Source organism: Thalassolituus sp., from assembly GCF_034111725.1.
Taxonomy (GTDB): domain Bacteria; phylum Pseudomonadota; class Gammaproteobacteria; order Pseudomonadales; family Oceanobacteraceae; genus Thalassolituus.
On record NZ_JAWUWR010000077.1, the window covers coordinates 21,227 to 33,249 of the forward strand.

General features: G+C 46.9%; 11 protein-coding genes. 6 read left to right on the top strand and 5 right to left on the bottom strand.

Features of this window, described 5'->3' with window-relative positions; genetic code table 11:
• Positions 1 to 27: 27 nt before the first annotated feature.
• Both UXZ23_RS12935 and UXZ23_RS12940 read right to left on the bottom strand, forming a co-directional pair.
• Positions 28 to 1,344, bottom strand: coding sequence for a hemolysin family protein (locus UXZ23_RS12935; RefSeq protein WP_320820975.1), 1,317 nt, complete (start codon positions 1,342 to 1,344; stop codon positions 28 to 30).
• 120 nt (positions 1,345 to 1,464) lie between these two features.
• Positions 1,465 to 2,814, bottom strand: coding sequence for a deoxyguanosinetriphosphate triphosphohydrolase (locus UXZ23_RS12940; protein WP_320820976.1), 1,350 nt, complete (start codon positions 2,812 to 2,814; stop codon positions 1,465 to 1,467).
• Between the two features lie 174 nt (positions 2,815 to 2,988).
• Between UXZ23_RS12940 and UXZ23_RS12945 the strand changes: the two genes are divergently transcribed.
• The gene (locus tag UXZ23_RS12945) at positions 2,989 to 5,319 is read left to right on the top strand and encodes an efflux RND transporter permease subunit (RefSeq protein WP_320820977.1); all 2,331 of its coding nucleotides are present in this window, start codon (positions 2,989 to 2,991) and stop codon (positions 5,317 to 5,319) included.
• A gap of 38 nt (positions 5,320 to 5,357) precedes the next feature.
• On the opposite strand, the gene UXZ23_RS12950 is transcribed toward UXZ23_RS12945, so the two are convergent.
• Positions 5,358 to 5,990, bottom strand: a complete 633-nt coding sequence (locus UXZ23_RS12950; RefSeq protein ID WP_320820978.1) for a MarC family protein — start codon at positions 5,988 to 5,990, stop codon at positions 5,358 to 5,360.
• 219 nt (positions 5,991 to 6,209) lie between these two features.
• On the opposite strand from UXZ23_RS12950, the gene UXZ23_RS12955 reads away from it, so the two are divergent.
• The 5 genes from UXZ23_RS12955 to UXZ23_RS12975 all read left to right on the top strand — a co-directional run bounded on the left by UXZ23_RS12955 (position 6,210) and on the right by UXZ23_RS12975 (position 10,339).
• Positions 6,210 to 7,352, top strand: a complete 1,143-nt coding sequence (locus tag UXZ23_RS12955) for a hypothetical protein (protein WP_320820979.1) — start codon at positions 6,210 to 6,212, stop codon at positions 7,350 to 7,352.
• On the top strand, positions 7,349 to 7,669 hold the full coding sequence (locus UXZ23_RS12960) for a cytochrome c (RefSeq protein ID WP_320820980.1): 321 nt from the start codon (positions 7,349 to 7,351) through the stop codon (positions 7,667 to 7,669). Before UXZ23_RS12955 ends, UXZ23_RS12960 begins: the two co-directional genes overlap by 4 nt.
• The gene (locus UXZ23_RS12965; RefSeq protein ID WP_320820981.1) at positions 7,632 to 8,063 is read left to right on the top strand and encodes a hypothetical protein; all 432 of its coding nucleotides are present in this window, start codon (positions 7,632 to 7,634) and stop codon (positions 8,061 to 8,063) included. The genes UXZ23_RS12960 and UXZ23_RS12965 overlap by 38 nt, the downstream gene beginning before the upstream one ends.
• A 216-nt stretch (positions 8,064 to 8,279) precedes the next feature.
• The gene (locus UXZ23_RS12970; protein WP_320820982.1) at positions 8,280 to 8,549 is read left to right on the top strand and encodes a DUF4212 domain-containing protein; all 270 of its coding nucleotides are present in this window, start codon (positions 8,280 to 8,282) and stop codon (positions 8,547 to 8,549) included.
• 14 nt (positions 8,550 to 8,563) lie between these two features.
• Complete coding sequence (locus UXZ23_RS12975; RefSeq protein WP_015486276.1) at positions 8,564 to 10,339, top strand: sodium:solute symporter family protein; 1,776 nt, start codon at positions 8,564 to 8,566, stop codon at positions 10,337 to 10,339.
• A 72-nt stretch (positions 10,340 to 10,411) separates the two neighbouring features.
• On the opposite strand, the gene UXZ23_RS12980 is transcribed toward UXZ23_RS12975, so the two are convergent.
• Both UXZ23_RS12980 and tpx read right to left on the bottom strand, forming a co-directional pair.
• Positions 10,412 to 11,290, bottom strand: a complete 879-nt coding sequence (locus UXZ23_RS12980; protein ID WP_320820983.1) for an alpha/beta hydrolase — start codon at positions 11,288 to 11,290, stop codon at positions 10,412 to 10,414.
• A gap of 112 nt (positions 11,291 to 11,402) precedes the next feature.
• The gene (tpx, locus tag UXZ23_RS12985) at positions 11,403 to 11,897 is read right to left on the bottom strand and encodes a thiol peroxidase (RefSeq protein ID WP_320820984.1); all 495 of its coding nucleotides are present in this window, start codon (positions 11,895 to 11,897) and stop codon (positions 11,403 to 11,405) included.
• Positions 11,898 to 12,023: the final 126 nt, after the last annotated feature.

The following is a 12,023-nucleotide window of genomic DNA, read 5'->3' on the forward strand; positions in this document are numbered from 1 at the left end:
TGAATTAACTAAGCCTTGTAGATTACTCTAGGATTTACTTCCTGATTCACCTTGTTTGACGAGATCCAAACGAGTTACTAACAGCTGATCTACTCGCAAATTATCGATATCGACTGCTTCGAATTTAATTCCCATAAAGACAATAAAATCAGCGCGTTTTGGAATACGTTTAAGATGGTAAATTAAAAATCCAGCAACCGTTTCGTATTGGTTATTGTCAAAAAACACATCGGTATCTAGCTCTAGTGCACGGGCAAGATCGACAACCGGTGTACTGCCATCCACTAGCCAGGAGTTTGAGTCTCGCTGAATAATTTGATCCTCACCGGAAGGCACAACTAAATTACCCATAAAACTGTTCATTAAATCTTTTACCGTTAGGATACCAACCACTAATGCATATTCATTCAGCACCACAGCAAACGGTTTCGCCGTTGTTTTAAACGCGTTTAGTCCTTCTGCAAGGGTTAGCGTATCAGGTAAGAACAGCAAATCACGCTCAATAAAATCGTTGCTGATCGAGGCTGCCTCACCTTTTAATACCTGACGCAGAATTTCCTTCGACTCAATGGCACCGACAACTTTATCCAACGAGCCATCGCAGACTAAAAACCAATTGTGTGGATGCTCAACAATTTTAGCGCTGATCTCTGCACTGCTATCGCTAATATCAAAATAAACTAGATGCTCGCGGGTGGTCATCGCCGTTGGCACAGTGCGGCCTTCAAGCTCGAACACGTTGCCTAAAAGATGGTATTCCTGTTCTTGCAAACTACCGTGCTCCGCACCAGCATCCATCATCGCCACGATATCATCGGTGGTAACGGTATCTTCACGCTGTAACGGCAGTTTAAGTAATTTCAGAACAATATTTGTTAAGCCATTAAAAAATGCCACTAGAGGCCGTAATAGCGACATCATCAAACGCATAGGACGAATAACACGAATAGCCACCGTCTCAGGAATCGTCATACCAACCCGCTTAGGTAACAAATCAGCGAACAGAATAAAGAGTGACGTTACCACCGTGAACGACAGTATGAATCCTAATTGGTCAAGCATGGGGCCGCTGTAAAAAACACCAACAAACTGCACCATATAAGGAGTGAGGGTCGCCTCGCCAACGATGCCACCTAGAATCGCTATCGCGTTCAAAGCGATTTGAATCATGGCGAAAAATGCACCGGGATGCTCTTGTAATGCAAGCACTTCTCCAGCGCGCACATTTCCTTCTTCGACCATCACGCGCAGCTTAATTTTACGGGCAGCAGCCAGCGATATCTCTGAGATAGCAAAGACACCACTCATCAGAATTAAAATAAGAATAATAAATGCGTCACTCACGAATCTAGCTCCAAAAATTGTCGACACTCGGGAAACTAGCCCATCGAAATTTATCCGCGGAGTATCTGCCTAAGCTCAAGATTCAGCAAGACAGCGCACGCTAAATAATATGACTAAAACTTAGTTGCGATTAGGCGGCTGATATCCAGAAAACTGGCGCGCAATCTCTGCCGCATAGTTGTCGGTCATACCAGCGATAAAATCCAATGCGCGCATGTAAGCTTCGTACAGAGTCCAATCTGGCTTTGGCGCCGAACGTCCCATTAACTCTAGTACACGTTTATTACGAAAGGTAGCTTGTCCATCCAGTACGCATTCTCGTACCGCGCGTAAAAATGCATCCAAAAGAATCGATAACGTAGCATAAGAACCGACTTCAACCGCAAGCTTGCGACTGTCATTGAAGATGCGCTCACGCGCTAATTTTTTAGCACCATGAACCACTTGCTTCACATTTTCCGGGCAGTAATCAATAATATCGCCCTTAAGCTGACCTGCCAGCAAAGTATCGTGCTGATGCACAAAAGCCGAACTTACGGCACTGACCATGGCTTCCATTGCTTGGCCGCGTAACATTTGCAAACGACGACGTGTGTTGTCCGCTTTATCTAATTCTTGCAAGGCTTCGTGCCACTGTTCGGCTAACAAAGGCTGTAGTAAATCTTCGACCTCTTGATAATTTAACAGCCCCATTTCTATTCCATCTTCAAGGTCAATCAAGCCGTAACAAATATCATCAGCGGCTTCGAGTAAATACACGAGAGGATGGCGGCACCAAGCATTTTCACCGGTTTGGATAAGACCAAGCGCGGTTGCTACTTCGCGCATTAATGGCAATTCGGTTTGATAACAACCAAATTTTTTCCGCTCTCCTCGGGTCACATAATCCACCGTCCATGGATACTTTAAAAATGCCCCCAAGGTGCCATAAGTTAAGCGCATACCGCCGTCGAAACGATGCGACTCTACCTGCGTAACTATGCGTAGACCTTGGGCATTGCCCTCGAAGGTCTGCAAATCCGCTTGTTCTAGCTCACTCAAACCTTCTAGAAAGTGGGCATTGTCTCGATCAAGAAACCAGTGACGGATCGCGTCCTCCCCGGTATGACCGTACGGCGGATTGCCAATATCGTGAGCCAAGCACGCCGCTTGCACTAATGCGCCAATATCGCTGGCATCAACAAAATCAGGTAAAGCCTTTCCCAACGCTTGCCCTACTCGCGTCCCCAGAGAGCGACCAACGCAAGCGACTTCTAAACTATGAGTCAGACGACTGTGCACATGATCATTTTCGGATAGCGGATGCACTTGGGTCTTACGATCAAGACGACGAAAAGCAGACGAAAAAATAATACGATCGTAATCTTTGTGAAACGGCGTGCGGCCAAGATCCATAGCCAACGTACCTTGCTGTTCACCGAAGCGCGCTGATGAGAGTAACTTGTCCCAACGCATCGTTTTCGTCGTCATAAAACCACCTTATTTATAGATGCTCAGAGTATAGCGGTGTCGGTCCTGTGCGCCTACCATAGTGGGGCAAACAAATCGCAGCACTCTGGGAGCCACCAGCATCGCCGAATCGGACCTTGTGAATACCAAAAAGTCGCATAGCATAGAGTGGTGTATTTATGTGAGTTAAGCTCAATGAGAGACCGTTTTTTAAATTGGGTTATTGCCCATCCTTGGCTAGTCATCATTGCTATCGCCATCGTAATATTGGTTAGTCTGGCAGGAATTCCACGCTTAGGATTTACTAGCGACTTTCGCATGTATTTCGGCCCTGAAAATCCGCAATTAAAAGCCTTTGAAGAAATGGAGCAGCGCTTCTCACGTCAAGACAATGTATTCTTTTTAGTCTCAGTGCCGAATAATCAACCCGACCAAACGTTATTTCAGCAAGACGCATTAGCGCTCATCGAAGCATTAACGCAAGCAGGTTGGAAGCTCCCCTATTCTCAGCGTGTCGACTCACTACAAAATTTCCAGTACACCCAAGTCGATGGCGACGACCTCTTAATTGCAGAATTTTATACCCTTGATGATTTACCACAGGATCTTGCCCTACTCGCTCAACGCGCGAAGAATGATCGCGATATCGTACCGAGAATTTTGTCTCCAGATGGACGAGTTACAGGCATAAGCGTGCAGTTATTTTTACCCGAAAATAATACTGCATCCGCGTCTCTAGAAACCGTTGAAAAAGCCCGTGAACTAGCAGAATTATTGCGTAAACAATATCCGAATTTTTCCATTGAAGTAGCAGGTTCAGTCACTTCTAACGTGACAATGGGCGAAGCGATTAAACAAGATATCGAGTCACTACTGGTTATTTCTTACCTCATCATGCTCGCCATTATGTTGTTATTACTGCGTACCGTCACCGGTATGTTACTCGTGACCGCAGTAATCGGCATGTCGGTGATCGTGACTATGGGAGTTTTTGGTTGGTTGAATTATACACTCACCCCACCCACTGGTTTCGTACCTACTGCCATTATGACGATTGCGGTAGCTGATACTATTCACATTTTAGTGTCGTATTACTATTACCTGCGTCAGGGATACGACAAGCAAAAAGCACTGATTACAAGCCTTGGCATTAATTTTTCACCGGTATTTATTACCAGTATTACCACTATGATTGGTGTTTTATGTTTAAACACCAGTGATTCACCGCCATATCGTGATATGGGCAATATGATTGCCGTTGGGGTCTTGGTTGCTTGGCTCCTGACCATTACCTTCTTACCCGCCGTGTTAGCGTTATTGCCAACACCAAAAGGTCGTGCGAGTCAGCAGCAATCGGTATTCATGGATCGGTTAGCCGATACCATTATTCACCACCATAAAGCGCTATTTATCATTATGGTGACTCTCGTTGCTGCAAGCGCTACCTTTGCCGGTCGCAACACCATTACTGAGCGCTGGCATGAATTTTTTGACACCAGTTTTGAAGTACGACGCACCATTGATCACATAGAAAAATCCTTAGGCGGTTTGCATGCTCTGTATTTCATTACCGATAGCGAACGCGACAACGGTATTAACGATGTTGAGTTTCTGCAACAGTTAGATAATTTAGTACAGTGGTTACATAAACAGCCGGGCGTCGTGCAAGTCACCAGTATTAGCGATACGCTTAAACGCTTAAATCAGAATTTACATGGCGACGATCCTGAGTGGTATCGCACCCCAGAAAGCAACGAAGCAGCGGCACAATATTTACTACTATACGAACTATCGTTACCCCTCGGGTTGGGATTAGATAACAACTTAACCAGTGATCGTTCTGCAACTCGTATTCAGGTCAGTTTAGAGCGATCTGATTCACGCCATATTTTGGCAATGGAAAAAGACATTGTCGCTTGGACGGAAGTACATGCGCCTTTACTTCATATTCGCGAGGCAACAGGGTTAGATATTGTCTTTGCCAATCTTACCTTTCGCAACGTAACCGCTATGTTAGAAGGCACAGGATTCGCACTTATTATTATTTCACTGCTGATGATTGCCGCGTTGCGCTCGTGGCGTCTGGGACTTATCAGCATGGTACCGAACGTCTTTCCGGCGATATTAGCCTACGGCTTATGGGGCTTGCTATACGGTAAAGTAGATACAGCAACATCCGTCGTTGCCTGCTTGAGTTTGGGGATCGTCGTCGATGATACGGTGCACTTTTTAAGTAAATACAATTACGCGCGATTGCAGCTAAAGCATTCTCCTGCCGATGCCATTCGCTATGCATTTCATACCGTAGGGGTTGCGCTACTTATTACCTCAGCAATTTTGGTCGGTGGTTTTATGGTCATGGAGTTTTCACACTTCAACCCAAGCCGAGCCATGGGGACCCTGCTCGCAATTACCATAGCGGTTGCCTTACTGGTCGATTTCTTGCTGCTACCGCCATTACTGTTACTCACCGATAAGCGAGAAATCCCCCAGTCGTTAGGTGATACCAACAACGCCACCCCATGAGATTTATCAGCTCGAAGCCCACCACATCAGGCACGCCGTTAGTGGTTTAATAAACCACTCTCGGCGATACCATCAAACATAAACTGCACAGCCAAAGCGCACAGCAATACGCCCATCACTCGCGTAATGACCTGAACACCGGTTAGGCCCAATATTCGGTGTAATTGCGTTGCCGCTAATAAGCATCCAAGCGTAATTAACATAATCACGAGTATGCAGCTCACCACGACGATTTGCTCCGACACATCGCCCTTGGCGTGAGCCATCATCAAGATAATAGCGCCCATGCTGCCAGGGCCGGCAATTAACGGCAGTGCCATTGGAAATACCGATACATCTCGCCGCTCGAGTGCTTCTGCATCTTCAGTTTCGGTCGTCCTATTTGCTCCTGAACTACGCGCAAACACCATATCAATGCCGATTAAGAGCAAAATAATACCGCCACCAGTGCGCAAGGCCGCCATTGAAATTCCCAAAGCCGTCAACAAACTATCGCCAACTAAAGCAAAGGTAAGCAAGACGACGGTGGCAATCGTAACCGCCCGACGAGCAATACGGCGACGCTCTTTCGCTGTCTCTTCGGCAGTTAAGGCGGCGAAAATAGCTGAAATATCGATGGGGCTCACCGTCGCAAATAGTGTCGCTAAGGTAACCGCTGCGATCTCACCCATGAAATCATCCTTTCTCGTTGAGTTATGTACACCGCAAAAAATGGCGTAAGAAGTCTTAACTTAATTAGGATCATTTAGGCCATGACTTCTGTAGTCAGGCGATTGACTCCAGTTGCCAAGCATAACGAAATAAATGTCTATGGAGTGTAGTCTGCCAGCCAAATCGAACACTGGCCAATGAAAACCCATAATTAAAATAATGATAACGGACGATAACTCATGAAGCATTCAACCAGTATTCTGGCATTGCCACTGTTACTCAGTGGTTGTGTTTTAGACTTGCCGGGGGACTTTCCCGAGCAAGACGAGGTATGCGAATTTGATCAAGCACGCGAAGATGAACGCGCGACTTCCGCTGCCAATTTCCCAACCCCACAAATTCAACGCTTGCTAGTCAATGGTAACGAGCGCTGGAGCAGTGGCCAGTCGACAGCGCCGCAACTGGTGCCAGGGGACGAGATCACACTGGTTGGTACCGGCTTTGGGGCAGGCACTGAGCTTGATTTTTCCAAAATCATGATTGGTAATACCCGTATTCTCGAAACCGATCTTATTATGTATAAACAAGAGTTGGCTCTGAGCGCTCAGGTAAACTTTGAAACCACCGAAGTCGTCGATGAGTGGCCAAAAAACGTATTAGGCTGGACAGATACCGAAATTCGCTTCCGCGTGCCCGATCACACATTGAGCGGCGATTTAATCGTACAAATTCAAAAACGTACCGGATTTAATCAATCATTAACTCAAGACGGTGAAGCGCACTTAGTGATTGATGCGCAAACGTCGCGCGTTATCGACGATAACTTTGTCCACAATTGCGATGTGGTATCTGATGTTAGTGCGGTTAAGTCCACGACACCAATCGGCGTCACTGTCGACAACGCTGGCTTTGATGCACTTGCACAAGCCGGTAGCGAAGCCTTCTGGTCTTGGGATTACAACGTCGGTCTGGCGCATAATCTGCGTAATCTCGACTGGACGGCCATTATGCAAGGTAAAGCTACCGACCCTATTTCTGGCGGTATCGCTGACCCTAAATTGCTTTTTGGTGCTGTGCCAGAAGTTCGTGGTGAAGTCCCCGACGAAGCCATCGACGATGTGTATTTCAACGAATACCCGATGCCAACTCCGATCCCCGGTTTTTTAGCCGGTAGCGAAGGTAAAAAAGAGGGCAATACCAAGAGCTCCGGTTATGTTGGCTATCGCTATGCCGAAGCCACCAATCCTTATGCCGGTAATGGCGAATGGATCGGCTTTAAAACTGCGCGTCTTGTCATGGCTACCGCGTCAGCTATGACAAAGCACCGGGCAACCATGTTAATAAGGTCATTCCTGGGTTACCGAATCCACAATGGTCAATGAAGTGGTCGGTATTACAAACCAGCACTAAGACGTTTGATGCGATTTACGACAAAGAAGAAGGTCCGATCTGGGCGCCGGGTAATGAAGATGTCGCTCGTGGACAAGAGACCTACGCACGCAATTGTGGCAGCTGCCATACCGACGCGTTGGAAAGCCACACAACCGAGCAAATGATACCGCTAGATCAAGTGGGTCGTTTCTTTGCACCGACTATCTATCAGAAAGAGACTCAGTCGATCCGCGTTGCCTATCTGCGTGATCTCTACTGGACCGAACACCGTGGGCGGCCATGTCCGCAACCTAGAAGACTTAGTTAACCCTGAACGTTGCACCACAGGATCAACGCTCTACAACCAGTATTACACCTTGCATGAACCCGTGCGTCCTGAACTTGGTGGCCCAGATCATCAAGTGACCTATCCAGATCTCAACCGTAAAGGCGATGTATTCCGGGTGCCTAAGTCGAAGGAAAGCTGGCTCAAGCCAATTGGTAAGCAGCGTAACCGCTTTATCAAGCGCCACAAATACTTCGTAGAAGTGCCGTGGGATAAAGACAACTACTACTGGGATTATCAAGGCATGCGCGCTGCCTACGGCCCAAGTGAATTAGGTAGTGACGATGCTATCGGTATGCCGGATGCGCCCCATCCTTGGTGTGCAAGTAGTACCACTGAAGTACAAGATCTCGTGCAATATCTATTGACTCTGTAGGCCAACCTTACAGATTAATAAGGCTCGACCCAGCACTCTCGTGACTAACGCTACGAGAGTGCTCACTCCCACTCAATCCCGCAAAGTACGTGCATTTCTCCCTCATTTTCGCAAAAAACCGCCTGAAATCAGCGTGGTACTACCAAGGTCTAGCTGTCGCCAGCCCCCAACCTACTGCTAGTTTGGATAGGTATTAAATAAAAAGAGGATGGGGTTATGGCTTTCAGGTCTGACGACGATAAAAAAGCTTACTGGCGCAGAAATTTGAATTTAATGTTCACTTTACTGGCTATCTGGGCATTAGTTTCTTACGGATTTGGCATAGTTTTGCGTCCATTGATGGACATGATTCCCGTCGGCGGTGTGGGGCTTGGTTTTTGGTTTGCCCAACAAGGTTCCATTTATGTGTTTCTCGCTATTGTAGTGATTTACGCAAAAAAAATGCGCGAACTCGATCGTGAGTTTGGCGTTGACGACGACGAATAAGAGAGGAGCTGACTATGGATCTGCAAACATTAACCTATATCGTAGTGGGCCTAACTTTCGCCCTCTACTTTGGTATCGCCATTTGGGCTCGTGCCGGAACAACCGGTGAATACTATGCCGCCGGTCGCGGTGTACATCCAGTCGCCAACGGTATGGCAACCGCCGCCGACTGGATGTCTGCTGCATCATTTATTTCTATGGCAGGTTTAATCGCTTTCCAAGGCTATGATGCTTCAATATTCCTGATGGGCTGGACGGGTGGCTATGTGCTACTGGCACTGTGCTTGGCTCCTTACTTACGTAAGTTCGGTAAATTCACCGTGCCTGATTTCATCGGTGATCGTTACTACTCACGTACCGCACGTATCGTGGCCGTTATCTGTTTAATCGTTGCATCACTGACCTACGTAATTGGTCAGATGAAAGGGATTGGCGTGGCCTTCTCCCGCTTCCTCGATGTTGATTACGCCACTGGCCTATACGCAGGTATGGGGATCGTATTCTTCTACGCCGTACTCGGCGGTATGAAAGGCGTAACCTACACTCAGATCGCTCAATACTGTGTACTCATCTTTGCTTACACCGTACCCGCCATCTTTATCTCTCTTAATCTGACCAACAACCCAATTCCACAGTTAGGCTTCCTCAGCGATACCGCCGACGGCACGCCTCTACTAGTGAAGCTGGATCAAACCTTGGTCGACTTAGGCTTTGCTGAATATACCGCACAAAAAGGCGGCACGCTCAACATGATGATGTACACACTGTCACTCATGATGGGTACTGCTGGCTTACCGCACGTTATTATCCGCTTCTTCACCGTACCAAAAGTATCAGACGCGCGTTCTTCAGCGGGCTGGGCGTTGTTCTTCATCGCGATTCTATACACCACTGCACCTGCAGTAGGTTCAATGGCTCGCTTGAACTTGACCAATACCATTCAGATGGGTGAAGTCGGCAGTGTCGACGGTAACTTGGAATACGCAGCACGTCCTGACTGGTTTAAAAACTGGGAAAATACTGGCTTGCTAGCGTTTGAAGATAAAAATGGCGATGGTCGAATCCAATATTACGACGACAAGAACCCAGAGTTTGCCGCTAAAGCTGAATCTTATGGCTGGAAAGGTAACGAAATGGTGAAAGTTGACCGTGACATTATGGTACTGGCCAACCCAGAGATTGCGAACCTACCAAATTGGGTAATCGCACTGGTGGCGGCAGGTGGCTTAGCCGCTGCACTATCAACAGCAGCTGGTTTATTGCTGGCGATGTCGACTGCGATTTCTCACGACTTATTGAAGCGTACCTTTATGCCCGATATCAGTGAGAAAAATGAGCTCATGTCTGCACGTATTGCGATGGCTGGTGCGATTTTAGTGGCCGGTTACCTAGGCTTGAATCCTCCGGGCTTCGCAGCTCAGGTTGTGGCACTTGCATTCGGTTTGGCGGCGTCCTCCATCTTCCCTGCGTTAATGATGGGTATCTTTAGTACTCGCATTAACAACCATGGTGCGGTAGCAGGTATGTTGGTCGGCTTAGTAAGCACCTTGGTTTACATCTTTGCATACAAAGGCTGGTTCTTCGTTGCGGGTACCGAGATGTTTGCCAATACGCCAGACAACTGGTTCTTGGGTATATCACCAGAAGCCTTTGGTGCTCTAGGTGCATTACTCAACGTCGTGACTGCATTTGTAGTCTCTAGCATGACAGCACCAGTGCCTGATGATATTCGTCAGATAGTGGAAGATATCCGTGTACCTAAAGGTGCAGGATCTGCTCAAGATCACTAATTCAGTGTGATGAGTAATAAAAAACCCAGCCTCGGCTGGGTTTTTTATTGCCACTTACGTTTATAAAACGCCCTAATGTGGCTGAGTTGTTTTAATAAAACGATTAATCGGTTCTATAGCACTGCCTTTAAAAAACAACACAGGTGAAAAAGCTCCTATCAAACTGGTATGCCCCGTTCCTTTAACCGTAACCAATGTATGTGGTTTATTTAATCGATCTAGGGCTTTGGCAAATGAATAACTATGCCGCTCGGTACTGATCAGTTCGTCGTTCTCTGGGGCTAAAATTAACGCTGGTAAATCAGACGATTCAACAAACTCGATCGGGTTCGAATTGGGTGGGTAATTTGGGTAAAAGAACACCGGCTTCACATCTTCTAGCACGATCGGATATAAGTCATAAGGCCCTGCTAACCCAACCCAACCGCGCAGTATATCCATGCGATCAAGACCTTCAGCACTCAGCCAACGATCATCCATAGCCAACATAGCGGCATTGTATGCCCCTGCGCTATGCCCCATTAAAATCAATTTTTGTTCAGGGTTAAAAGCGCGATATTTAGCACTTTGTAACTCGTCATGGATCACTTTCACTGCAGCGGCACAATCAACCAAAAAATCCGGATACGTTACTTCGGGATAAAGCCGATAATTGGGTACCGCAACAATATAACCCTGTGCGGTTAAACGCCGAGCGACAAATTCATAACCCGACTTCTCGCCACTATTCCAACTACCGCCGTAGAAGAACACGATAACGGGTGTGGGTGAATCCGATTCGTTCCCTGAAGGCAGATATAAATCGTATTTCTGCCGTTCAAGTTGGCCATAAGGTAAATCGCGGACCACATCAGCGGAGTAAACTTTAGAGATACCGTTCACTATTCCTTGCGGTGAGCAAGCAGTAAGAACCGTTAGCACAGGAATTACGATCAATTGTTTAAAACGCATAAGTGAAACAGCCCAAACCAAGAAAAACTTTAGCTAAATTAAGCTATTTCTTCGAAATAGCAAAAAAAACAGCGCCGAAGCGCTGTTTTCAAAGCCATATTGTCACTTACGCTTAAAGCACGGCAAGTGCCGCACTGTAGTTCGGCTCATCAGCGGTTTCTGCCACTTGCTCAGTATGCAGAACCTTGCCGTCAGTATCCAAAACCACAACCGAACGAGACAACAACTTGGTCAACGGACCTGTAGCGAAATTTACACCATAATCGTCGCCGAAACTTGAACGGAAGGCAGAGCCAACCTTGACGTTATCAATACCCTCAGCACCGCAAAAGCGTCCTAATGCGAACGGCAAATCCGCAGAAACGCATACCACGGCGACGTTATCTAAGGATGCCGCTTGCTCGTTAAATTTGCGCACCGAAGTCGCACAGGTTGGTGTATCAATCGATGGGAAAATATTCAACACAACGCGCTTACCCGCTAAGCTCGCCGACGTTAAATCTGATAGATCGCCAGCACTGAGATTAAACTCAGGAGCAACTGATCCAACCGCTGGTAATGTGCCGACGGTTTCGAATGGATTGCCTTTCAAAGTAACTGTAGCCATGACTAACTCCTAATAAAGAAACATAAACAGATGGGCACTACTATGAAACGATATGCCGCTAAGGGCAAGATACCTGAGTAAAACAGTATGGATTTTTATCGGAACAATCTAATAAATATCGGTCAC

Coding starts and splice junctions, on each gene's coding strand:
- UXZ23_RS12940 (WP_320820976.1), bottom strand. CDS start 2,814: ATGACGACGAAAACGATGCGTTGGGACAAGTTACTCTCATCAGCGCGC.
- UXZ23_RS12945 (WP_320820977.1), top strand. CDS start 2,989: ATGAGAGACCGTTTTTTAAATTGGGTTATTGCCCATCCTTGGCTAGTC.
- UXZ23_RS12950 (WP_320820978.1), bottom strand. CDS start 5,990: ATGGGTGAGATCGCAGCGGTTACCTTAGCGACACTATTTGCGACGGTG.
- UXZ23_RS12955 (WP_320820979.1), top strand. CDS start 6,210: ATGAAGCATTCAACCAGTATTCTGGCATTGCCACTGTTACTCAGTGGT.
- UXZ23_RS12960 (WP_320820980.1), top strand. CDS start 7,349: ATGAAGTGGTCGGTATTACAAACCAGCACTAAGACGTTTGATGCGATT.
- UXZ23_RS12970 (WP_320820982.1), top strand. CDS start 8,280: ATGGCTTTCAGGTCTGACGACGATAAAAAAGCTTACTGGCGCAGAAAT.
- UXZ23_RS12975 (WP_015486276.1), top strand. CDS start 8,564: ATGGATCTGCAAACATTAACCTATATCGTAGTGGGCCTAACTTTCGCC.
- UXZ23_RS12980 (WP_320820983.1), bottom strand. CDS start 11,290: ATGCGTTTTAAACAATTGATCGTAATTCCTGTGCTAACGGTTCTTACT.
- tpx (WP_320820984.1), bottom strand. CDS start 11,897: ATGGCTACAGTTACTTTGAAAGGCAATCCATTCGAAACCGTCGGCACA.